The sequence below is a fragment of the Altererythrobacter sp. TH136 genome (assembly GCF_007065885.1).
In the GTDB taxonomy this organism is placed as follows: domain Bacteria; phylum Pseudomonadota; class Alphaproteobacteria; order Sphingomonadales; family Sphingomonadaceae; genus Tsuneonella.
The window spans coordinates 887954-909496 of sequence record NZ_CP041409.1 but is presented as its reverse complement, the minus strand read 5'-3'; the positions used below and the strand labels follow the sequence as shown (position 1 = coordinate 909496).

Below are 21543 nucleotides of genomic sequence, written 5' to 3'. Positions count from 1 at the left end.
TTGCGACCCGACGCGAACTAAGGACCACTCTCCCAGCAAGCGCTCCTGCGTGATGTGCACAGTCTGGGTCGGCGGAGTGCTCATGCAAGCCCCCAATACTAGCGTCGTGGCGCAAACCAGCGAAAGAGTTATAGCGGAGCGGCTCATCGTGGCAGAAACGTTGGAGTGAGGCTTTGGTGCCGAAGGGCCGCAATGGGGTCGTTTGCGGAACGTCGGCCTTGGTCGTCGCGGCACCTGGGAGCGGACTGACCGCTTACGGCCCAATAGCAGCCAGTCTGTATTGCGCCCAATCGCGGTCGTTTAGCACTTGGACGTCGATCCCCAAAAGCGGACATCCTTCAAATGGCTACATTTAATCTTCGAGCTTGATTTCGTTGCTCGCCCATCAGTGGTGCTGAGTCAGCGCGTAGATCTGCCGTCAGTTTTCCGCATCCTCGTCGGGAAGTTCCGCCTCCAATGATGCGAGGCGGGTCTCGAGCTCGTCCTGAACGAGTTTCGCCATATTGGCGAAGCGCTCGAGACGTTCGATCTACGACCGCACGCCGTTCACCTCGTCCACGAGCCTGCGGTGTTCGTCCTTCTCGGCGTCGCCGGTTACGTAGACGATCTGACGCAAGGTGGCGATGTCGCGGCCGGCGAGCCCCATCCCGGAAGCGCGTTTCACCCAGGCGCGGGTCTGGTCCGGAATCTCCTCGATGGCACGGGACAACAGGTGACGAAGCACTTGGCGCGACACTCGATCGAAAAGGACGACGACGTCGAGCACCTTGCGTTCCGCGAGCTTCGACTGGTCGTCCCAGTCGAGGGCGAGGCGGTTGTAGAAAGGTTGCGTCGCATCGGGATCGAGTGCGGTGATCACATCCAGCACTCGCTCCGCGGGTTCGAACGGGCGTGCACCATGCGGAAGGCAATTCCGATGCCGCCAAACCTCTAGGATCGCGGTGACGCATCGATCCTCGGCCGCAACGCGCGCATCGTCTGCCGCCGATTTCGCCGCTTCGATCAGTTTCGCGAAATGGTGCGCCATCCAACGGCCAAGGACATCATTCGACTAGTCGAGGCCTAGCTCGGCGACGAGGGCCTCTCCGAGTTCGATAATTTCGCGCAGTTGCTTTGGCGGGCTGGCCGGGGCGGAGGACGACGTACCGCGTGTTCCTGAGCTCATCGAAGGGTTCCTTGTCCATGTAGCGGGTGTATCGCGTCTCGATCCGCTCGGCTCTCAGACGCACCTCAAAGAGGAGATCGCGCCGCTCGCGCCGCATCAGGGCGTCGAGCGCACCGCGGGAAGCGAGGAGGCGTCGACCGCTGTCGTGAGCGCCGTCCTGATCGTCTCCGTCGCCATCGCTCCAGATCTCGGCTCTCAGTTTTGAGTCCGCCGCGCGCATCGCGCCATTCCCTTGCCGCTCGATCGCCCATGATTTAGGCCCAGGACGCCTTCCGTAGAGCTCGAGGCGCTACCATCGGAACAAGGAGAGAAAAGATGCACAAGGCACTGTTCGTAGGCATTGAAGCCGGGCCGACCCACCAGGAAGATGCCGCTGAATTCCTCCGGGGTGCGCTGGAGCCGGTCGAGCATGAGCAGGACACGCGGCACTGGTACGCGCTGCGCTTTGGCCCCGCCGACTTCGCCATCTTCGATACCTTCCCCGGCAATGCCGGCCGGCTGAAGCATCTGTTCGGCACGGTCGGCCGGGCGCTGGTGGTGAAGACCTTCACCATCCTCAACGGATTGCCGGAGATCGAGCCGGCCGACATCCTCGCCCTCAAGGTGCCGGCGGCGGACGCCCTGCCGCGCTTGGCCCTGCATGTTCCGCTTGAAGCACGGGATGGTGCGGAGGAAGAGGTTGCCCGCTTCCTGCAAGGAGCCCAATCGGCCGTGGAGCGGGAGCCGGGCACCCTGTCGTGGTACGCTCTGCGTCTCGGAAAGACTCGGTTCGCCATCGTCGATACCTTCGCCGACGAGGCAGGGCGCGAGGCGCATCTGTCGGGCGAAGTCGGCACGGCGCTATCCGGAAGCGCTGCTTCGCTGTTCGCCGAGCCTCCCCAGATCCACCGCGCACAAATCTTGGCGTTCAAGATTGCATCCGCTGGTGATGAGGAGAGGACGAGCAGGAACACGTCGGTCGCGCGGCCGCTTGAGGGAGGGACAGTCTGATGGACACGAAGCAGAAGGCGCTCGTCGGAGCCGCCGTTGCCGGCACCGCAGCAGCCGGAGCCGCGTTCGCGTTCAAGTTCGCGGGCACGGATTCGAAACTCACCAAGGTCGCGGATTTCGACCATCAGGTGACCGGCGTAAGCGTCACCGAGGACGGGCGGATCTTCGTCTGTTTCCCGCGCTGGACCGACGACGCCCCGATCTCGGTCGCCGAATTGCTTCCGAGCGGAAAGCTCAAGGCCTATCCGGACGAGAGATGGAATTCCTGGCGCAACGCGAAGGCGAGCGAAATGCCGGTCGGCGAGTATTTCGTCTGCGTGCAATCGATCGTGGCGGATGGTCGGGGCGCCTTGTGGGTGCTCGATCCCGCCGCGCCCGGCAACGAAAAGATCCTGCCCGGCGGCCCCAAGCTGGTCCGTGTCGACCTCGCGACCGACCAAGTCACCAAGACGATCCTGTTCGACGAGACGGTGGCGCTTCAGGGTACCTATCTCAATGACATCCGCTTCAGCGCTGACGGCAAGACCGGTTACATTACTGATTCGGGCACACGCGGCGCGATCATAGTCGTCGACCTTGACACCGGTGACGCCTTCCGCGCGCTCGACGGCCATAAGTCCACGCAGGTCGAGAAGGACGTGATCGTCGAAATCGATGGCAAGCCGCTTCGTCGGCCCGATGGTCGCCAGCCCAGCTTCTCGTCCGACGGCCTTGCAGTCTCCAACGACAGAGAGACGCTTTACTGGCAGGCGCTGACCGGCCGAACGCTCTATTCGATCGATACATCGAAACTCAGCAAGAGCACTTCGGCCTCGGACGTTGAAGCGGCGGTGAAGACCGTCGGCACGACCAATGTTGCGGACGGCCTCTGGATGGGCAGCGACGACACGCTCTATGTCACCTCACCAACCGACAATTCCGTGAAGTATTGGAAGGGCGATGCGCTGGAGCCGGTGGTAACCGACAAGAGATTGCGCTGGCCCGATACGCTGTCGGAAGGGCCGGACGGGACGATCTACGTCACTGCCTCGCATATCCAGGATACGAACTGGTATAAGCCGGGCGCCCCCGCTTCGCTGCCAACCGCGCTTTTTTCCTTTCGTCGGTGACGCGACGCGGTCGGTTTTAACGACCAGTGTCTTGATGTAGTTAGGCTTCGTGGACAAAGCTTGACCTGGGACTCGTCGTTCGATTCAAGGCTGCCTTTTGGAGGCGGCCTTGGGCGAGCGGATTGGGGTATCGGATGACGAGTGGGAACTGGTCATGCCGCTGCTGCCGCCGGAGCGCGGGCGTGGCTGCCGGCCGGCGCAGGATAATCGACGCTACTTCGAAGGCATGATGTGGATCGCGCGCACCGGCGCGCAGTGGCGACACCTGCCGGATGAGTATGGCAAGTGGAACAGCGTCTTCCGGCGCTACCGAAGATGGGTTACGACCGGCGTGTTTGATGCCATGCTCGAGACGCTGGCCGAACTGGCGGGACGGGACACTGCCGCCGACATGATCGACACCACAGTGGTCCGGGCACATCATTGTGCAGTCGGCTTAAAAAGGGGACTCAGCAAACAGAGGGGCTCGGCCGATCGCGGGGAGGCTTCACCACCAAACTCCACGCCAGATGCGACGCCAGAGGCCTCCCACTCGGCTTCGTGCTGACGCCCGGCCAAGCTCACGACGTTCAAGGCTTTGCGCCGCTCTTCCGGATGATCGGTGACCGCATCGAAGCGTTCCTCGCCGACCGCGGCTATGATGCCGATGCCATCCGCGAGGAGATCGCCGCTGCCGGTCGAAGCGGTCATCCCTGCCAAGGCCAATCGCCGCACACCTGCACCGCACGACCGGGTAAAATACCGTTGGCGGAACGTGATCGAGCGGCTGTTCAACAAGCTGAAGAACTGGCGGCGCATCGCGACCCGCTACGACAAAACCAAAGAGTCCTACCTCGGCTTCGTCGCTCTCGCTTCAATCAAGCTCTGGATACCCTTTGTCCACGAAACCTAAGCCGTGCCCGAGGAGATCTCGCCACATCGCTATCATGGTCGCCCTGACGACGGCCAACATCTCGAACGGCGCAAGGGCCCACGAGATCGTGTCCGCGATCTGCAAATGCCCGCTATCTCGAAAGCACGCGTTCGGCGATAGGCCCTGCGGTCGGATCAAGCTGCCTGATGCGGCTGCTCTGCGCGACTTCACCGTCGAGATCATCTGTTGTCGGTGGACGTGTTCGGCTTTGGAGTGCTCCTTCAAAGTTGGAGGGTCGAGCGGACCTTGGACGGATGACGCGCTGGCTATGGATCGTCCGCGACTGTCCGAAGGGCCTCGACGCACCTGAAGCGATGATCCATCCTGTTATGGTCAGCAACCTGCTGCGTTGACACCCGCCTGAACGGAGGTGCCATGCGAAAGCCGAAAACGGCTTCGCTATCGTGATGGCCAAGGGGTTCGATCCCGTATCCCGCGACGACGTGCGTGCGATCTTCGCCTACAAGCTCGACGAACTAACGACCGATCTCGTCCGCTGCGATATCGTGACGGACGCAGCCGATAGTGAGCAAATACGCATCGTCCACGAAGAACTACCCGGCTTCGACATTGCCATGAAAAGCTTCGAGAGCCTGCCTGGCGTCATCGGCAGTGGCGGGACGCAGTGTTTCTCCCATCTTTCGCCACAAACCGGACCGTTATCTACGAGCGACCCACCTATCCCTGATCCATTTCGCGTCGGTCTCTGTTCATCGGCGCGACGTTCATGACCCACCAAAACTGTCCCAATCTGAGCCATATGAAATTTACCGCCCAATACCGCTTCGTCCCGCATGCTCCCGATCCTAACAGCAGCGCAGACGAGTGCTAGGAACAAATGGACGAGAGTTGGTATGTCTAACAGGGCTTTTCGCGGCAAAAAGCAAACAGAGCACATCTCGCTCCATGCGGCCCAGAGTCTCCATCACGCTGGGAGGGCTTCCCCAGTAATCGCAACCGACCGAGGCCGTAGGCGGCAACAACCCACGAGTGCACAACCGGGGTTCCGCTCAATGTCTTCGTCTCAATAAGTTATAGCCTGAGCGAAAGCGGCGAAGATAATTTCGATAGATTGCGCAACGAACGATACTGCCGATACCTGCGCACTCGAAGCAGGGAACTAAAAAAGGACTTTCATCCACAATACAAATACCTTCGTGAAAACGACCATGTGCACTGGACTGTCCATATCCCAGATGAGCTCTACAAGGAATTCTGCGATCTAGTTCCCCGGTAGATTACAAGTCTTGAACCGGGTGCCAAAATTCATCGCAAAGCTGCAATAAACCATCATCAATCTCCGGCGGGGTGTGTCGACATCGGGAAGGTAAGGTCGTCCCTCGCCGTCCGCCGCTACATGTTGAAGGGCATTGATCCCAAACATGCGGGCCGTTTGGGTATCCGCAAACCTAAGAATCAGGGAACTGTCATCGGCAAACGAGCGGGGGTAAGCCGCTCGCTTTGCCGAGCTGCGCTCAAAAGGCTGGGCTATAAGCCTAAACCAAACGCAGCGTTCCGTGGACAAGGACGAGTATTCACGCGGGACCAAGGCGCGCATCAAGACCGAGAGCCCGATTGACGCCCAGCGCACGATCTTTTGATATTACCAACCCGTCGTCGACTAGCCGCCAAGAGAGCTGGTCGCATTGGGACTATCTTGCTCCTACAATTTCATCACGGACGGACGCTGGTCGCCTTTAGAGCTTGGAGCATCAAATTCTTAGGGTCCAAACCCGATCAGAAGCTTGATCCCGCAACGGTGTGCTGATTCAGGGAGTCTCCAGTTGAGGAGGCTCTGGGCATGGCGGGATCGTTGTTCTGGCTGTCGGATGCGGCGTGGGCGGCGATCGAGCCGCACTTGCCGAAGAACCAGCCGGGGACCCGGCGGGTCGATGATCGGCGGGTGATATCGGGTATCGTGCACATGCTGAACTGCGGCGGTCGCTGAGCCGACTGCCCGAGCGAGTATGATCCCTCGACGACCATCTACAATCGCTGGAACCGCTGGAGCCGACGCGGCGTGAACTGTATCCTGGCGGCCTTGACCGAGGAAGGGTGGATGGCCGAGACCGGCCAGATCGACAGCAGCTATGTGAAAGCGCACCGGTGCTCCGGCGGCGCAAAAAGGGGGGACCCGATCACGCGCAAGCGCGTTAAGGTCTTCAGACTGGTCCGCCGGGTGGACCGGTTTTCTGAAATGGAGAGAATTATGCGCGCACTGTGTTGGCACGGTAAGGGTGACGTTCGCGTCGACACCGTCGCGGATCCCGAGATCAAGCACCCCCGTGATGCCATCATCAAGGTCACGGCATGCGCCATTTGCGGGTCCGACCTTCACCTGCTCGATGGCTACCAGCCTACGATGGAGGCAGGTGATATCCTCGGCCACGAGAATATGGGGGAAGTCGTCGCTCTCGGTTCCGAAGTGACGAACCTGAAGATCGGCGATCGTGTCGTCGTACCCTTCACGATCAGTTGCGGCGATTGCTGGTTCTGTAAGAAAGGCCTGTTTGCCGCTTGCGACCGGACAAATCCGAACGCCGAGATGGCAGCAAAGGCCATGGGCCATTCGCCCGCAGGGTTGTTCGGCTTTAGCCACATGATGGGCGGCTACTGCGGCGGTCAGGCGGAATATCTGCGCGTGCCGATGGCCGACGTCGGTCCGATCAAAATCCCCGACAACATTACGGATGAGCAGGCGCTGTTTCTATCCGACATCTTTCCGACAGGCTACATGGCCGCCGAGAACGCACAGATCGAGCCCGGCGACACCGTCGCGATCTGGGGTTGCGGCCCGGTCGGCCAGTTCGCCATCCGATCGGCCCTGATGATGGGCGCGGGCCGGGTGATCGCGATCGACGAGGTGCCCGAGCGGCTCGCCATGGCCGAGGCGGGCGGCGCCGAGACGATCAACTTCACCGAGACCGATGTCTATGACGAATTGCAGGCGCGGACCAAGGGACGTGGTCCGGACAGCTGCATCGATGCGGTCGGCTGCGAGGCCGCAGCTCACGGCGCGGCCGATGCGGTGATGGACAAGGTCAAGGCGAGCATGATGCTCGCCACTGATCGGGTGCATGTGCTGCGCCAAGCCATCATGAATTGTCGCAAGGGAGGCACGGTGTCCGTCCCTGGCGTATACGTCGGCGTGGCCGACAAGCTGCCACTCGGGGCGGCAATGAACAAGGGACTGACGATCAAACTCGGTCAGACCCACGTTCAGCGCTACACCAAGCCGTTGCTGGAGAAGATCGTAGCCGGTGCAATCGATCCCAGTTTCGTGATTACCCACCCGGCAAGCCTCGAGGACGCGCCGGAAATGTACGCCAAGTTTCGGGACAAGGAAGAAGGCGTCATCAAGGTGGTTATGCGCCCGCACGGCTGACGTGCGGATCTGATCTGCCCCCACCGAGCGGACCGAGCGGTTTGTTGGTACAATAAGCTCGCCGTCATATCCGGACGGAGGTGGAGTGAAGCGGAACCGGAGGCCGGAGATGGCGATGGAGCCATCTCCGGTGCCGGCGGTCGGCGGCAGGCTGCTATGGGGCCCTTTAGACCAAAAAGCCGAGCCGCGGACCGACATGATCGACGCAACTTATCTCATGGCCGGCCGCACGCCTTCCAGCCTTGGGGTAAAAAGGTATCTTGGGCCCCTGGTTGGACGGACCAAGGGCGGCCCAGATCAGCACGGCCACCACCAGATTGACCGAGGCATATTCAAAGCCCGCCATGGCGCTGATGGCATCGGGCGCGACAAGACCCAGCGCCAGACCGGCCAGAATGGCGAGAAAGACCCAGACCGACAGGTAGCGTTCGAACAGGCCAAGCGGGGATGCGGCGGCGCTCATGCGGCACCGTCCATCGCGCCGATCCCGGCCAGCCCGGCTTGCAACTCGCGCGGGTCCATGGCGGCCCGATCGAGCGCGAGGAACGCCCGGACCCGCAACTCCAGCAGGCGCCAGGTTTCCTCGAACGCTGCATCAACGTCGGCCTCGCAGTCGGTCACATCGGCTGGATCGGGCAGGCCCCAGTGGGCCTTGAGCGGGCTGCCAAGGAAAACGGGGCACGCCTCACTTGCCGCATTGCCGCAGACAGTGATGGCCAGATCGATCGGCGGGCTGTCCGGCGCGGTGAATGCGTCCCAGCTTTTCGAGCGGAAGGCGGCGGTATCGATGCCGCGCCGCGCCAGCAGCCGCAGCGCGCCGGGGTGCGGCACGCCCTTGGGCTTGCTGCCCGCGCTGAAGGCGCGAACCCCGTTGCCGCCAAGATGATTGAACAGCGCTTCGCCCAGGATCGAGCGGGCGCTGTTGCCGGTGCACAGGACGAGGATGGTAAAAGGTCGGTCCGTCATCTTTCGCCTGAAGCGTTGGCGGGTTGATCGGCAAGGCAGGCAAGATCGCCCAGCAGGTCGCCGCACATTTCCGGCGCGCCTTGGCAGCAATCCTGCATCAGGAATGTCAACAGGCGCCGCATCCCCGGAAAGTCAGCGCGGTAGTGGATCAACCGGCTTTCGCGCTCTGACTGGACCAGCCCGGCGCGCTCCAGCGCGGCGAGATGATGCGACATGGTCGATGGCGGCACGCTGCAATGATCGGCAATCGCGCCTGCAATCATGCCCTCCGGCCCGGCCTTCACCAGCGCGCGGAAGACTGCCAGCCGGGTTTCATGAGCGAGCGCCCCCAGCGCATCCACCGCCCATAGCTGAGAATCGAGACCGCCCATCGGCACCACCTTTCGAGGACTGTCGAAGTACGGGTGCAGGGGCGGAGGTCAAGCTATAATTCGAAAAGTATCGAAGCACAATGGGTTGTCGCCTGGATACTCCGAAAGGCTTGATGGCTAATGGCAGCATTGCCGGGGTCAGTTGCTGCAAGCAGACCGTCTCCTCACGGCCCAAATCCTGCCGTTCCGCAATGCGCCCGATCTCGGTCATCTAAACTCCCCAAAGCGGACTCTGATCGCGTCCAAGATAAAGGCAGCAGGATTCCCGAGGCCGTGGAATTGGCTTGTAAAGTAGGGCTAGGTATTCATTCTGCATAGAATGACATTGCTAGAAACGCCCGATGCGCTGGCCTTCCGCTCCGAAGTTCGCGCCTTCCTAGACACCGCGCTTACGCCCGAACTGCGCCGCGCCGCGAGGCGGGCGACATCGGTGTTCCAGCACCCGTCCGTTTCGCTTGCGTGGCAGCAATTACTCCACGCCCGGGGGTGGGCGACGCCCGATTGGCCGGTTGAGTACGGCGGCACCGGATGGGACGACATCCAGCGCTACATCTTCGCCGAAGAGGCCGCGCGTGCCTACGCGCCATCGCTCGCGCCGATGGGCCTGAAAATGGTTGCCCCGGTGATCATGCATTACGGTACGCCGGAGCAGAAGGCGCAACTGCTGCCGCGCATCCTTTCGGGCGAAGATTACTGGTGCCAGGGTTATTCTGAACCGGGGGCCGGCTCTGACCTCGCCTCGTTGAAGCTCCGCGCGATCCGCGAGGGCGATCACTACGTGCTCAACGGCTCCAAGATCTGGACCACGCACGCGCATTTCGCGACGCGGATGTTCTGCCTCGTTCGCACCGGCACCGAAGGTCGGCCGCAGAGCGGCATCACCTTTCTGCTACTGGAAATGAGCACCCCCGGCATCACGGTGGCGCCGATCCAGACGCTGGCCGGCGATCACGAATTCAACCAGGTCTTCTTCGACGATGTGCGGGTGCCTGTGTCGGGCCGGCTCGGCGAGGAGAACGACGGCTGGACGGTGGCCAAGCACCTGCTCACGTTCGAGCGTGGCGGCCGCTATGCGCCCGGGCTCAAATCGCACCTCGCCGCAGTTCACGAAGCAGCCGAAGCGACCGGCTGGCTGGGGCACGAGGCGAACCGCGAGCGACTGGCTCGCGAGGAAATTGCGGTCGAAGGACTTCGGGCGATGGAGCTTGCGGCGCTGTCGGGGCGCGGACCCGCTGTTTCGGTTCGGCCGTCGATGATGAAGGTGATGGGGACCGAGGCGTCCCAACGGATCGACGCCATTGCGCTGGACATCGCCGCCGGGTGGAAGGGGCCGTTGGAGGCGGCGCCGGATGCGATCGCGGTCGCCATGCCGCGTTATCTCAACAACCGGGCGAGTTCGATCTACGCGGGATCGAACGAAATTCAGCGGGATCTGATCGCGCGCGGGGTGCTGGACAAGGCCGCATAGCGGCGCACGTGTGCGGCAGCTGTGCCGTCGTCCTGCATCAACATACGCAAACGGCGGAAATAGCCGCCCAGCCTCAGTTCTGCGGTCAACCCCATGGCACCGTGCAACTGCACCGCCCCTTCACCGACGATGCGGCCAGACTCGTCCGCGACGACGCGCGCCGCGCTGATCAGAAGCGGGCGACTGGATGGAGCGGCATCGATTGCGAGGTCGACCAGCGCTTCGGCGTGCTCCAGCGCCATGGCCATGTCGGCGACCCGGTGGCGAAGGACCTGAAAGCTGGCGATCGGCACGCCGAACTGATGTCGTTGTTTCAGGTAAGCAGCGGTATCGCCAAGCATGGTTCGGCACAGGCCAACCATCTCGGCAGCATGGAGGAGCGCAATGTCGTCGCGCGCCTCCGCACGTTGCGTCTCGTCGTTGGCGAAACGCAGCGCCTCGGCCTCGCACGCTGCCCTTGGACCATCGAGGTCAGGCGCCCCGAGCTTCGTCGCGGTCCAGTGCTCTGCCCAAGGCAGACCGGCATTGGCGCGGCCGAACGCGGCAGCAACGACCGCTGCGTCGCGCAAGTCGGTCCCTATTCCGCCGCTGGCCTCAGGAATCCCGAGGGCGTCGAGGCCCGGCCCCTGAACCGCATCGTTCCAAGTAGCCGGATCGCCGCCGGAAAGCGCCCCATCGAGTGTTTCTGCGAGCATCCGCTGTTCGTCGCTATGCGCGAAAGTCACCTCAGTTCACCCGTCGGTCGTGCCCGGCCCAGAACGGCTCGCGCAATTCGCGACGCAGAATCTTCCCTGAAGGGTTGCGCGGCAGGGCGTCGATGAATTCTACCGACTTGGGGCACTTGAACCCGGCGATCCGGGTTCGAGCGTGGGCGATGATCGCCTCGGCGGTCGCCTCGGCGCCGGGCTTGAGCACGACCATCGCCTTGACCGCTTCGCCCCACCTGGGGTCCGGGACGCCGATCACCGCTGCCTCGAGCACCGCTGGGTGGCCGTGGATCGCGCTTTCCACTTCGGCGGGATAGACGTTCTCCGCACCGGTTATGATCATGTCCTTGATCCGGTCCTGGATGAACAGATATCCCTCTTCATCGAGGACTCCGGCATCGCCGGTCCGGATCCAGCCTTCCGCGAACATCGTCTTCGCCGACTCCTCGGGTTTCTTCCAGTATCCGGCCATGTTGTTCGGGCTGCTGACGGCGATCTCGCCGATGGTCCCGACCGGCAAGGTATTGCCATCCTCGTCGATGATGCGGATGCCGACGCCCGGCAGAGCCTTGCCTGCTGAAATCATCTTCTGTTCGCGCCCGGGCAAGTGATCCTCCGGGGGCAAGGCGACCACCGTGCCCCAGGTCTCCGTCATGCCGTAGGCCTGCACGAAACCGCAGCCCAGGCGGTCGACGGCCTGTTGCAGCAGCGGCAACGGTATCGGGCTGGCGCCGTATGAGAGCGTTTCGATTGAGCTGAAGTCCGCAGTCGCAGCGCGTGGATGTTGCAGCAGGATGCCGATTGCGGCCGGTACCAGGAAGATGCGTTTCACGCTGTAGCGCTCGACCGCCTCGATGACCGCCCCCGGATCGAATTCCGCGTGGACGATCATTTCCTGCCCGCCGTTCGTGGCCAGCAACGCGAATCCGACGCCGCCGATGTGCCCATAGGGCATGGCGACCACGGTCGCGTCGCCCGGGTCGTTCAATAACCAGGTCACCCCCGCGGCGATCTGGTTGGCGCGCTGACGAATGCCATTGGCGTGGCTCAGCATCACCCCCTTGGGCTTGCCGGTCGTGCCCGAAGTGTAGAGCTGCAGAATGATATCGTGCTCGTCGACGGAGGACGGCGGCGGGGTGGGCGCCCCGGCATCCACCAAGGCTTCGAACCCGTCCGCCATGTCGATCACCGTCATGCCCTGTGCTGCCGCCGTCTCGCCGACCGCAGCGAAGCTGGGTTCGACGAACAGCACCTTGGCTTCGCTATCCTCGAGGATGTATTCGATCTCGGCCGGAGCCAGGCGCCAGATGATCGGGATGAAGACCACCGCGGCGCGCGCTGCGCCGAGCGTCAACATGATCGCCCGGTCGCTGTTCTTGCCCAGGTAGGCAACACGGCCCCCCTTGGTGAGGCCCAGTCCGATCAGCCCATTGGCGATCCGGTTCGCGGTCTCGTCGAATTCCCTCCACGACGTTGTCCGGTCTTCGAACCGCAAGGCGACGGCCTCGGGGCGCTCCACCGCATGATGGTGGAGCGCCCCGTCGAACGTCTTCGGCAGGCTATGGACGTCGATCATCGGTTTTCCTCAAAACCGGAACGAGGCCGTGGCGCCGTAGGTGCGGACCTGGCCGGGGAAGCGGACGACGATGTTGGAGTTACTCGCCACCGCGTTCCAGTAGTACTTATCGAACAGGTTGCGACCCCAGATACCGAGCGACCAGCTGTCGTCTTCGGCCTTGATGCCGAGCCCGGCGTTAACGACCGTATACGGATCGATATCGTACAGCGGATTGACCTCAAAGATGGTTGTCTGCCGGGACTGATAGCGGACGTTCGTGTTCGCGGTCAGGTTGAGGCCGTTGCCGATCGGCTGATCGAGCAGCGCGGTGCCCGAGACGGTCCATTCCGGGCTGTAGATGAAACCTGCGCCATCGAAGTCCTGCGGCTGGCCGGCAGCGTTGATGCCCACGTAGCCATCGACCCGGGTCTTCAGCCACAGGGCATTGCCAATCAAGGTGATGGTGGACGTCGGGCGGACGGTCAGTTCGCCCTCGATGCCGTAAGCCTTCGACTTGGGTACGTTATCGAGCCGCGCCAGCGCGGTGTAGATCGGATCGGCGAAGTAGGCGCTGATCTGCTTATCTTTGTAGTCGTAGTAGAACGCCGCGACGTTCAACTGGGCGCGCCGGTCGAGCAGGCCGAGCTTGGCGCCCACCTCATAGGCGGTGAGCTGCTCCTGCTTCACAGGCAGGTTCTGGCGCGCGGTGCTGGCGGCGTTCACCGGAGAAGTACCCGACTTGTACCCGCGCGAGACCGATGCATAGAACAGCGTCGTCGGGCTGGGCGTGATGTCCAGCGCGGCACGCCACGAGAAGTTGTCTTCCGGCAGCACCGCGCTCACCGGGCCGAATGTCCCGCTGACGGGATCGAAGGTGTTGCAGTCGTTGAGCCCGATCGGCGGCGCGAACTTGCCGTAGATCTGCAGATACAGGGCACGGTTGGCGAGGTTGACGTTCGGCAGCATGCTGCCTTTGAAATCGCGCGAGCAGCCGGTGAATTCCTGCCGGTCCTTGGTGTAGCGCGCGCCAAGGGTCAGTTTGAGCAGGTCGGAAAACGCATAATCGCCGCTGCCGAACACGCTCCATGTCTTGTTGTTGAAGTTGCCCTCGTCGCGGTAGGTGCGGAACGTCGTCGCCGCGTCTGCCGCAGTATAGCCGAAGGTGTTGAGCGGCGACCCAAGCAGCTGGAAAGTCAGCGCGCGTAGCAGGCCGACGTTGGCGTTCTCGCCCAGCAGCGTGCGGTTGGTATCGCTGATCTTGTCGCGGGCGAAGTAGCCTCCTACGAGCCAGTTGTAGCCCGGTCCGTCGCCTTCCACCCGCAGTTCCTGTGCGAAGCTGCGGATACGACCCTCGGCATGCTGGACCAGCACTTCATTCGGAATGCCCGACCAATCGAACACGGCGTCACGCACGAACTCGTTGTAACCCGTCAGCGACACCATGCGCGCGGAATCGGAAAGGTTCCACTGGACCCTGCCCTTGAGGCCGAGGAACCAATTGTCTTCCTGCAGTGGGCCGGGAATGCCGGCGCCGCGGCCGATGTCCGGCGCGCGACGAGAGTACGGCGCCCAGTCGGCCTGATTGCCGTCGGTCGGGAAGTTGGCGGCGATGTAGGCGGCGGCACCCGGCGCGTTGAAGAAGCTTGCCAGGCCGCCGCCGCCCGGCGTGGTGCCCGGAGTGAAGCCGATCGCTTGACCGACGACGGTGTCGGACTTGTTCACCCAGTAGGTAGCCGACAGGTCAACTTCGAGGGGCCCCGGCTGAAACGCCAGCGATCCGCGTAGCCCGTACCGCCGGACTTCGCCCTGCCGCTCACCGCGGCTGTTGCTGACCTGCCATCCCTTGTCGCTCAGATCGACGCGGTAACCGATGCGCGCCTGCACTCCGCTGGCAATCGGGCCGGTGACGTAGCCGCCCACATTGGTCGTCTGGTAATTGCCGACGTCGACGGTCATCGCGCCCGAAGTCGTCTCACTCGGTTTGCCGGTGACGAAGTTGATGAGGCCAGCGGTCGTGTTGCGACCGTAGAGCGTCCCCTGAGGGCCCTTGAGCACTTCGACCCGCTCGATATCGATCAGCGGGCCGGTGTTCATGATCGGATAAGCGTAGGCGACCTCGTCGGTGTAGGTGCCCACGGTCGAAGTGGCCGACAGGTTGATCGTGTTGAAACCGATGCCGCGCAAAGTGTACGTCGGCACGCCCTGGTAACTTTGCGCGACGGTGAAGCTGGGCACGACCGCAGCCAGGTCCCTCACCGAATTGACGCGCAATTCTGCGAGCGTGTCGGCAGTGAGGGCCTGAATGGAAATGCCCACCCGGTTTATCGATTCCTCGCGGCGCTGGGCCGTGACGATGATTTCGCCAGGAAGAGGCTCGGCCTGAATTGCGCTGGACGTCTCTTGCTCCGCCGCCTCTTGCGCCTGAGCGCTCATACCCGACAGCAATGCGATGGTGGCTGCGCCGACCGAAAGGCTCATGCGCGCGGCGCGATTCAAGCTGGTCATTTCTATTCCTCTCCTCATGGCTCCCGCGTCGCTGCGCGGGTTGATCTCGACACGTTCAAATCTTCAGGAAGTCGCCGGCACTCCTTCACGGCCGAGTGCCGCCAGCAGTTGCCGTTGCTTGCGCGGGGAGCGCCAAGCGAAGCTTCCGGGCAGCCCGAGACGAACGGCCGATTGCCACGGCGGCGAATCCCGAACGGGAATGCGTTCCGCCAGCCAACCGGCCGCGCGCAGCATCGCGTGGTCGCGCGTCGTCAAATCGTATTCGCGGCCAAGCTCCAGTCGATCGCGGACCTTGTCGGGCAGCAGCGCCACCGATGCACGGCCTAACGCGCGATGCAGAGGCCGCGGCACCGAAGGCGCGGCCTGACCGGACATGATGATCGCGAGGAATTCGCCGACGATGGGATGCGGCTCGAAGCGCGGGTAAAGGCGGTCGAGCATAGAAAAGAAGTCCGCATCGCAGCGCAGGGGGTTCTGCACCCCGTAGAGCCGGGTGACCGGCTCATGATCGCGGTAATAGGCGGCCCTCTCGCGACCGGTCAGGGGCATGACGAAGCGATGGTACGCTTCGAGAAAGCCGTACCCTGCGGTGGCCGCGACCCAGTCGAGCAACCCGGGATCGAGCGCGCGGTAGGCCTCGCCCCCAGGCGTCTCCCCTGACACCTTGGCATGCATCCTGTTGACCCCGCCGATAATCCGGCGGGCGGTGCTTGCCGGCCCATAGACTCCGGCAAGGGCGGCGGTGCCGGTACGGCGCGAGCGGCCGATCGGGTCAGCCTTGTACGTCGAGTGATCCCACACGCCGCTGCGGATCCGCGCGTCCGCGAATTCGAGCAGGACAGCCGCGACACCGCCTATCCCTAGGGAGATCGGGTTCTTGAACACGCGCCATTGGGGCGAGGCTGGCGGCACCAGCGATGCCTCTCCTGCCGGATGCAGGTAGTCGACGCGGTACGGGTCCGAAGTCGCGCTCATAGCAAGACTCAATATGTAACGAGTGTTAGATATTGGTATCGGGCAGTCCGCTTCTCGACAAGCGAAATGATGTTAAAGGTGACACAATGAACGCTTCGCGCGCCGAAGACAGACGAAGAGGCTCCTACAAGGTAAGCGGCGAGACGAGCAGGCGACTGCTCGAGGTCGCGCTTGACCTGTTCGGAAGGCAGGGGTTCCGTGCGACATCGGTGCGCCAGCTGGCGGACGAGGCGAAGGTGGCCCTCCCTACGATAGCTTACCACTTCACCGACAAGGCGGGGCTCCACCGGGCATGCGCGATCCATGTCATCAAGCGCTACCGCGAACGCATGGGGCCCATGATGGAAGAGCTTGGCGACCTGGCGGCGGTCGATACTCCAGAAAGCGCGAATGCAGCCCTGCGGCGGGTCACGCTGGGACTCTCAGAAACCTTGCTGTCACGCGACGCGAAGGAACCTTGGGCTGCATTCATGATGCGGGAGATGCAGGTCGGGGGGCCCGGCTATGACCTCATGCTCGAACGGTTGTGGCTGCCCGGGCTCAATCTCATTGCCGGCCTCATCAGCAGGACACGCGAGCGCACCGAGGTTCTTATCGAGGACAAGGTCCTCGCGCTTCACCTGCTCTCCGGTTTGAATTGGCAAGGCGGGGCGCGCAAGGTCGCGGAGGACTTTCTGGGCAGGTCCCTGGAAACGATCGACGAGGACATCATCGCCGGTCAATTGGCGCTCCTGATCGGCGCGATCGGCGCTGGCGGTGCTCGGAGCGAAACCTAGAGTTGATCTGTTTCTTCACTGGAAAACGGACGGACGGTCGGCCGTTAGCCAGACTGCCGATGGTTAGGAGGCGAAACCGTTCAAGCGCCGTGTCCTCGTCTCTAGTCGGCGATATACCTCGGTGGACGCTTTTCCAGGAACGCCTGCATCCCTTCGGCGAAGTTCGGGCTAGCGGCGGTCATCAGTTGGTTGCGGTTCTCAATCGCCATGGCGGCCTCGAGACTCGCGGCGTCCACGGCCATGTTGAGCCCCTCCTTAGTCATTCGCAGACCCATCGGCGATGCGAGCAGCATCTCATCGAGGTAGGATTGGGCTGCCGCCTCGAGTTGATGGTCGGGCACCACCTCGCTGATCAGGCCGGTGGCAAGCGCCCGCGGCGCATGGATGAAACGTCCGGTCAGCATTAGCTCGGAAGCTACCGACACCCCAACCAGCCGCGGGAGAAAGTAGCTCACGCCCATGTCGCATGCCGATAAGCCGAGCTTCACGAAGGCCGCGTTCATCCGCATGCTCTCGCCCGCGATGCGGATGTCCGAGGCGAGCGCGAATGAGAACCCGCCCCCGCAGGCCGCTCCGTGGACGAGCGCGACGATCGGCTGCGGGCAACGGCGCATCTTGATGTAAACACCCGCCAGATAACCCTGGAAACCGAATCCTCCACCGAATGGGATCGCCTGCGGGCTCCGCCCGGCACGGTCCTTGATGTCGAGTCCGGCGCAGAATGCGCGGCCGGCGCCGCGCATGACCACGACCCGGGTTTCCCGGTCGTGGTAGAGCCGGCCGAAATAGTCGTCGAGTTCGCGCACCATGTCGACCGAGATGGCGTTGAGCGCTTCGGGCCGGTTGAGCGTCAGCCAGTCTACCGCGCCGCGCTTTTCCACCGTTATGGTGTTATATCTGACAGACATCGCCTTTTCCCTGTCAACACCCGATCAATCGCGACCGTAGGCAAATCGCTCGAGCGCGTGGAACGCGTCGAGGGCGGCGGGATGCCCGAACGGCGAAACCTGACTGACGAAGACGCCGGCGATGCCGGCGGCCGGATCAGCCCAGTAATAGCTGTTGAAGATTCCCGCCCATGCAAGGCTGCCCGCCGAGCGGCCCTCCGCGGTTGGTTCCGGATTGATCAGCCACGTCAGACCCCAGCCGGTCTGTTGATCGGGATACGAGTCGAAAGGTTGCGCCAGTTCGGGAATCGCTGTGCCCATGTAGCCAGCGCGGATGTCGCCGATCTGGTTTCGGCCCATCTCCGCCAATGTGGGTCCCGACAGGATGCGGGCTCCATCAAGTTCGCCGCCGCAAAGCACCATGCGGAGGAACCGGCCGTAATCAAGAGCCGTCGAGGTCAATCCGCCTCCGCCCATGTCGAACTCGCCGCTGTTGAGCCACAACGGTTGCGTGGCCCACCCCCCTTCCTGCGCGGGCACGTGAACACTGGCTGCCCCCGGTGGGGGCGCGGTATGGAAGGCGGTATCGTGCATCCGCAGCGGACCTGTGACGTGCTCCGCCAGGTAGGCACCCAGCCGCTGGCCGGTCGCCGCTTCGATCGCGAGGCCCGCCCAGTCGATCCCGACGCTGTACTCCCATGCCTCCCCTGGATCGAAAAGCAGTGGCATTTCGATGCTCTTGCGGCTGCCGGGTGGAGGCATCCCCTGTATCTGGAACCACCGCAGCGTCTCTGGCCGGATGAAGCTGTACGAGAGGCCTGAGGTATGGGTGAGCAGGTGGCGCAATGTGATGGGCCGCGCCGCCGGCCGCAGTTTCGGGCTGCCATCCCCGGCGAAGCCCGTCAGCACTTGCGGGGTGGCGAGTTCTGGCAGCAGTTGATCAACCGGATCGTCCAGGCTGAGCTTGCCTCGCTCTACCAGTTGCATCGCGCCGACAGCCACGATAGCCTTTGTCATCGACGCGATCTGGACCGGCGTCTCGATCCGCATCGGGACGTCGCGGCCGATCTCCGACACGCCGAAGCCCCGGGCATAACGAATTCCGTGGCGGTCCAGAATGAGCCCGATCGCGCCTGGCAAATTGGCCGCGGCGACAGCAGCGGCAAACAAACGATCGTCTACCAATAGTCTCCCTCCCATGATACGCCGCCTTCGTGCGGTTTTTCGCACAGTAGGTCTCGATCGCGCCGCCGTTCAAGCAGGCCGAGCTTCGGCGGCCAAGAGAATCCCTTTACGCGCCCAGCTTGATGGGCCGTCCGCATCGGGTCATCATCGCCTCAAAGTCTGTAGAATTGAGGGAGCGGATATGGGCGACGACAAGCGAGCGTGCATCATCGGTGCTGGTTGTTCAGGATTCACGACCGCCAAGCGGCTGCAGGACGAAAGGATTTCCTTCGACTGCTTCGAAATGTCCGACGATGTCGGCGGCAACTGGTACTACAAGAATCCCAACGGCAAATCGGCCTGCTACCAGTCGCTCCACATCGACACGTCCAAGTGGCGCCTCGCGTTCGAGGATTTCCCCGTGCCCGACGACTGGCCCGACTTCCCCAGCCACGAGCTGTTGTGGCGCTACTTCCGCGATTACGTCGACCATTTCGGACTTCGGGAACGCATCACCTTCAACACGGCGGTCACGCACGCCGTCCGGCTGCCCGACGGCGGATGGCGGGTGACCCTGTCGACGGGCGAGACGCGGGACTACGAGGTTCTGTTCGTGTGCAACGGGCATCACTGGAATCCCAACATCCCAGAATATCCCGGCGCCTTCGAAGGCCCGCACTTCCACGTTCACAGTTACCGCGATCCATACGATCCGGTCGACTTGCGCGGCAAGAATGTGGTCGTGGTAGGCATGGGCAATTCTGCGATGGACGTCGCCAGCGAACTCTCGCAGCGACACCTGGCGAAGAATCTTTGGGTGGCGGCGCGGCGCGGGGTTTGGGTGCTGCCGAAAATGGCGGGCGGCAAGCCGATGGACAAATCGGCAATGCCGACGTGGATTCCGCGCAAGCTGGGCAAGGCGATCGCTCGTCGCATGATCAAGAAAATGGTCGGCCGGATGGAGGATTACGGCCTGCCTGCGCCCGATCACGAACCGCTGGATGCGCATCCCTCGGTTTCCGGCGAGTTCCTGACCCGTGCCAGTTGCGGCGACATCAAGTTCAAGCCCAACATCAAGGCGCTCGAAGGAAGTCGCGTCCGCTTCGAGGACGATAGCGTCGAAGCGGTGGACGCGATCATTTACGCCACCGGCTACCGGATCAGCTTCCCTTTTTTCGACGACCCGGCGCTCCTGCCCGACTCGCAGAACCGCTTCCCGCTGTTCAAGCGCATGATGATCCCCGGCATCCCCGATCTGTTCTTCATGGGTCTGGCTCAACCGTTACCTACACTGGTGAACTTTGCCGAACAGCAGTCAAAGCTGGCGACCAGCTACCTTGCAGGCCGCTATGAACTGCCTTCGGTCGACGAAGTGCGCCGGATCACGTCCCACGATGAAGCGGTCGAACTGGGGGACTATTACCAATCGACGCGGCACACCATCCAGGTCGATTTCGCCCGCTACGTGGCCGATCTTCACAAAGAGATCGCGCGGGGGGAACGGCGCGGCAAGGCGCGAGGGCGCCGGCTCGCCGCTTAGATCGGCTGCCTTTATTCGGCGGGGCATTCGCTAATGTGAAAGCCGATCGTGGGAAAATGCACGGCCACGTCACCAAGGTCAGGATCGCGACGCAACACGGTGCACGGCCCTGAAGGTGAGGTCGCTCGAGATACGTCCGCTTTTGCCGAGCCGCTGCCGCAAGCAGTCAGTCCGCTATCGGCCCAGAAGCAGACGTTCGGTATGTTGGTTCCCTCGCGCGCGCGGGCGAGAAACTGTGTTAGCGTTTGCAAAGCAATCCTGCAGCGGTGCCCAAGTCGAAGGCGCTACTCTTTGGGCCACCCCCCTAGGCATCCGATAGCCGAGCCATGACGCATGCGTTGCATCTGTAGGGTATACCTCACAGCGACGTTTCAAGCCTGCATGGATGTCGTCTCAATTGGGTTGATTTGCGCATTTCGATGCACTAGTCAGCTATGGTCTAAACCCTAATGCGACAGGTGCTGCATGCTTATTGGATACGCACGAGTGAGCTCGACTGGACAATCGGTTGAGGCCCAAGTGGACGCCCTTCGCGCAGCGGGGTGCCAAAAGATCTACAGCGAGAAAGTGAGCGGCCGATCCACGAAAGATCGACCTGAGCTGGGGAGGGCGCTGGATCAGGCCCGCGAGGGGGACACTCTAGTCGTGACGCGCCTGGATCGCCTGGCGCGTTCGGTAGGCGACCTTCACTCGATCATGGCGCGAGTTCAAGCTGAGGACGTTGCTTTCCGCTGCCTTCAACAGGGTGGGGTGGATACCTCGACCAGCACTGGCAAGCTGACGCTGGCAATCCTTGGCGCTGTTGCTGAGTTCGAGAATGACATCAGGCGAGAAAGGCAGCGCGACGGCATTGAACGAGCCAAGGAGCGCGGGGTCTACCGCGGTCGAAAGCCAAGCATTGATCCGGCTGCGGTCAAAGACCTTAAAGATTCTGGATTAGGACCGGCCGCGATAGCTCGAAAGCTCGGGATATCGAGGGCTAGCGTTTATCGCGCCCTGTGATGGAATTGTTGCCATCTGACGAATGACCGCTTTTGAAGGATGGGCGACTGGAAGCGGAATGT

Annotated in this window: 20 protein-coding genes and 2 pseudogenes; 12 read left to right on the top strand and 10 right to left on the bottom strand. The window is 62.7% G+C overall.

Annotated features, from left to right (window positions below; all coding sequences use genetic code 11):
• Window positions 1-529: 529 nt before the first annotated feature.
• Entirely contained in the window at window positions 530-1027 is a 498-nt protein-coding gene (locus C0V74_RS04455; protein WP_143250802.1) for a hypothetical protein, read from the bottom strand.
• A 453-nt stretch (window positions 1028-1480) separates the two neighbouring features.
• Here C0V74_RS04455 and C0V74_RS04445 point away from each other — a divergent pair, with 453 nt between their 5' ends.
• From C0V74_RS04445 to C0V74_RS04420, 8 genes and pseudogenes are all read left to right on the top strand, one after another.
• A complete protein-coding gene (locus C0V74_RS04445) occupies window positions 1481-2155 on the top strand; it encodes an antibiotic biosynthesis monooxygenase (RefSeq protein WP_143250801.1) in 675 nt (224 codons plus the stop codon).
• Entirely contained in the window at window positions 2155-3264 is a 1110-nt protein-coding gene (locus C0V74_RS04440) for an L-dopachrome tautomerase-related protein (RefSeq protein WP_143250800.1), read from the top strand. Before C0V74_RS04445 ends, C0V74_RS04440 begins: the two co-directional genes overlap by 1 nt.
• A 97-nt stretch (window positions 3265-3361) precedes the next feature.
• On the top strand, window positions 3362-3811 hold the full coding sequence (locus C0V74_RS13230) for an IS5 family transposase (protein ID WP_349236023.1): 450 nt from the start codon (window positions 3362-3364) through the stop codon (window positions 3809-3811).
• A pseudogene (locus C0V74_RS13225) lies at window positions 3784-3885 on the top strand (hypothetical protein); the annotation flags it as partial. The gene C0V74_RS13230 and the pseudogene C0V74_RS13225, both read left to right, overlap by 28 nt.
• A gap of 16 nt (window positions 3886-3901) precedes the next feature.
• On the top strand, window positions 3902-4156 hold the full coding sequence (locus tag C0V74_RS13220) for a transposase (protein WP_349236027.1): 255 nt from the start codon (window positions 3902-3904) through the stop codon (window positions 4154-4156).
• Window positions 4157-4584: 428 nt separating this feature from the next.
• The gene (locus C0V74_RS04430) at window positions 4585-4908 is read left to right on the top strand and encodes a hypothetical protein (protein WP_143250799.1); all 324 of its coding nucleotides are present in this window, start codon (window positions 4585-4587) and stop codon (window positions 4906-4908) included.
• A gap of 1070 nt (window positions 4909-5978) precedes the next feature.
• A pseudogene (locus tag C0V74_RS13115) lies at window positions 5979-6302 on the top strand (transposase); the annotation flags it as partial.
• 84 nt (window positions 6303-6386) lie between these two features.
• Complete coding sequence (locus C0V74_RS04420; RefSeq protein WP_143252158.1) at window positions 6387-7562, top strand: zinc-dependent alcohol dehydrogenase; 1176 nt, start codon at window positions 6387-6389, stop codon at window positions 7560-7562.
• A gap of 166 nt (window positions 7563-7728) precedes the next feature.
• Here the strand turns inward: C0V74_RS04420 and C0V74_RS13005 are convergent, their stop codons facing one another.
• The 3 genes from C0V74_RS13005 to C0V74_RS04405 are packed head-to-tail and all read right to left on the bottom strand — an operon-like array spanning window position 7729 to window position 8899.
• Window positions 7729-8025, bottom strand: coding sequence for a hypothetical protein (locus C0V74_RS13005; protein ID WP_210413444.1), 297 nt, complete (start codon window positions 8023-8025; stop codon window positions 7729-7731).
• Window positions 8022-8528: an arsenate reductase ArsC gene (locus C0V74_RS04410; RefSeq protein ID WP_143250797.1), complete on the bottom strand. Its 507-nt coding sequence runs from the start codon at window positions 8526-8528 to the stop codon at window positions 8022-8024. Before C0V74_RS04410 ends, C0V74_RS13005 begins: the two co-directional genes overlap by 4 nt.
• Window positions 8525-8899: a metalloregulator ArsR/SmtB family transcription factor gene (locus tag C0V74_RS04405; RefSeq protein WP_143250796.1), complete on the bottom strand. Its 375-nt coding sequence runs from the start codon at window positions 8897-8899 to the stop codon at window positions 8525-8527. Before C0V74_RS04405 ends, C0V74_RS04410 begins: the two co-directional genes overlap by 4 nt.
• A gap of 319 nt (window positions 8900-9218) precedes the next feature.
• Between C0V74_RS04405 and C0V74_RS04400 the strand changes: the two genes are divergently transcribed.
• Complete coding sequence (locus C0V74_RS04400) at window positions 9219-10367, top strand: acyl-CoA dehydrogenase family protein (RefSeq protein WP_143250795.1); 1149 nt, start codon at window positions 9219-9221, stop codon at window positions 10365-10367.
• Here C0V74_RS04400 and C0V74_RS04395 read toward each other — a convergent pair.
• The 4 genes from C0V74_RS04395 to C0V74_RS04380 form a co-directional block, all read right to left on the bottom strand.
• Window positions 10322-10936 carry an acyl-CoA dehydrogenase family protein gene (locus tag C0V74_RS04395; protein WP_168194147.1) on the bottom strand — a complete coding sequence of 205 codons (615 nt, stop codon included), beginning with the start codon at window positions 10934-10936 and terminating at the stop codon, window positions 10322-10324. The genes C0V74_RS04400 and C0V74_RS04395 overlap by 46 nt on opposite strands.
• Before the next feature lie 157 nt (window positions 10937-11093).
• Entirely contained in the window at window positions 11094-12650 is a 1557-nt protein-coding gene (locus C0V74_RS04390; protein WP_143250793.1) for a fatty acid--CoA ligase, read from the bottom strand.
• A 9-nt stretch (window positions 12651-12659) separates the two neighbouring features.
• Complete coding sequence (locus tag C0V74_RS04385; RefSeq protein ID WP_246844962.1) at window positions 12660-15137, bottom strand: TonB-dependent receptor; 2478 nt, start codon at window positions 15135-15137, stop codon at window positions 12660-12662.
• A 63-nt stretch (window positions 15138-15200) separates the two neighbouring features.
• Entirely contained in the window at window positions 15201-16112 is a 912-nt protein-coding gene (locus C0V74_RS04380) for an oxygenase MpaB family protein (protein ID WP_143250792.1), read from the bottom strand.
• Window positions 16113-16198: 86 nt separating this feature from the next.
• Between C0V74_RS04380 and C0V74_RS04375 the strand changes: the two genes are divergently transcribed.
• Window positions 16199-16888, top strand: a complete 690-nt coding sequence (locus C0V74_RS04375; protein ID WP_143250791.1) for a TetR family transcriptional regulator — start codon at window positions 16199-16201, stop codon at window positions 16886-16888.
• Window positions 16889-16989: 101 nt separating this feature from the next.
• Here the strand turns inward: C0V74_RS04375 and C0V74_RS04370 are convergent, their stop codons facing one another.
• Both C0V74_RS04370 and C0V74_RS04365 read right to left on the bottom strand, forming a co-directional pair.
• The gene (locus tag C0V74_RS04370; RefSeq protein WP_143250790.1) at window positions 16990-17796 is read right to left on the bottom strand and encodes an enoyl-CoA hydratase-related protein; all 807 of its coding nucleotides are present in this window, start codon (window positions 17794-17796) and stop codon (window positions 16990-16992) included.
• A 24-nt stretch (window positions 17797-17820) separates the two neighbouring features.
• Window positions 17821-18975 (bottom strand): serine hydrolase domain-containing protein, encoded by a 1155-nt coding sequence (locus C0V74_RS04365; protein WP_143250789.1) that lies wholly within the window; start codon window positions 18973-18975, stop codon window positions 17821-17823.
• 166 nt (window positions 18976-19141) lie between these two features.
• On the opposite strand from C0V74_RS04365, the gene C0V74_RS04360 reads away from it, so the two are divergent.
• Both C0V74_RS04360 and C0V74_RS04355 read left to right on the top strand, forming a co-directional pair.
• The gene (locus C0V74_RS04360) at window positions 19142-20479 is read left to right on the top strand and encodes an NAD(P)-binding domain-containing protein (protein WP_143250788.1); all 1338 of its coding nucleotides are present in this window, start codon (window positions 19142-19144) and stop codon (window positions 20477-20479) included.
• A 465-nt stretch (window positions 20480-20944) separates the two neighbouring features.
• A complete protein-coding gene (locus C0V74_RS04355) occupies window positions 20945-21481 on the top strand; it encodes a recombinase family protein (RefSeq protein ID WP_143250787.1) in 537 nt (178 codons plus the stop codon).
• Window positions 21482-21543 lie beyond the last annotated feature (62 nt).

Bases quoted from the DNA above. Each gene is read 5' to 3' on its own strand.
- C0V74_RS04455 (WP_143250802.1), bottom strand. From the start codon at position 1,027: ATGGCGCACCATTTCGCGAAACTGATCGAAGCGGCGAAATCGGCGGCA.
- C0V74_RS04445 (WP_143250801.1), top strand. From the start codon at position 1,481: ATGCACAAGGCACTGTTCGTAGGCATTGAAGCCGGGCCGACCCACCAG.
- C0V74_RS04440 (WP_143250800.1), top strand. From the start codon at position 2,155: ATGGACACGAAGCAGAAGGCGCTCGTCGGAGCCGCCGTTGCCGGCACC.
- C0V74_RS13220 (WP_349236027.1), top strand. From the start codon at position 3,902: ATGATGCCGATGCCATCCGCGAGGAGATCGCCGCTGCCGGTCGAAGCG.
- C0V74_RS04430 (WP_143250799.1), top strand. From the start codon at position 4,585: ATGGCCAAGGGGTTCGATCCCGTATCCCGCGACGACGTGCGTGCGATC.
- C0V74_RS04420 (WP_143252158.1), top strand. From the start codon at position 6,387: ATGCGCGCACTGTGTTGGCACGGTAAGGGTGACGTTCGCGTCGACACC.
- C0V74_RS13005 (WP_210413444.1), bottom strand. From the start codon at position 8,025: ATGAGCGCCGCCGCATCCCCGCTTGGCCTGTTCGAACGCTACCTGTCG.
- C0V74_RS04410 (WP_143250797.1), bottom strand. From the start codon at position 8,528: ATGACGGACCGACCTTTTACCATCCTCGTCCTGTGCACCGGCAACAGC.
- C0V74_RS04405 (WP_143250796.1), bottom strand. From the start codon at position 8,899: ATGGGCGGTCTCGATTCTCAGCTATGGGCGGTGGATGCGCTGGGGGCG.
- C0V74_RS04400 (WP_143250795.1), top strand. From the start codon at position 9,219: ATGACATTGCTAGAAACGCCCGATGCGCTGGCCTTCCGCTCCGAAGTT.
- C0V74_RS04390 (WP_143250793.1), bottom strand. From the start codon at position 12,650: ATGATCGACGTCCATAGCCTGCCGAAGACGTTCGACGGGGCGCTCCAC.
- C0V74_RS04385 (WP_246844962.1), bottom strand. From the start codon at position 15,137: ATGACCAGCTTGAATCGCGCCGCGCGCATGAGCCTTTCGGTCGGCGCA.
- C0V74_RS04380 (WP_143250792.1), bottom strand. From the start codon at position 16,112: ATGAGCGCGACTTCGGACCCGTACCGCGTCGACTACCTGCATCCGGCA.
- C0V74_RS04375 (WP_143250791.1), top strand. From the start codon at position 16,199: ATGAACGCTTCGCGCGCCGAAGACAGACGAAGAGGCTCCTACAAGGTA.
- C0V74_RS04370 (WP_143250790.1), bottom strand. From the start codon at position 17,796: ATGTCTGTCAGATATAACACCATAACGGTGGAAAAGCGCGGCGCGGTA.
- C0V74_RS04365 (WP_143250789.1), bottom strand. From the start codon at position 18,975: ATGGGAGGGAGACTATTGGTAGACGATCGTTTGTTTGCCGCTGCTGTC.
- C0V74_RS04360 (WP_143250788.1), top strand. From the start codon at position 19,142: ATGGGCGACGACAAGCGAGCGTGCATCATCGGTGCTGGTTGTTCAGGA.
- C0V74_RS04355 (WP_143250787.1), top strand. From the start codon at position 20,945: ATGCTTATTGGATACGCACGAGTGAGCTCGACTGGACAATCGGTTGAG.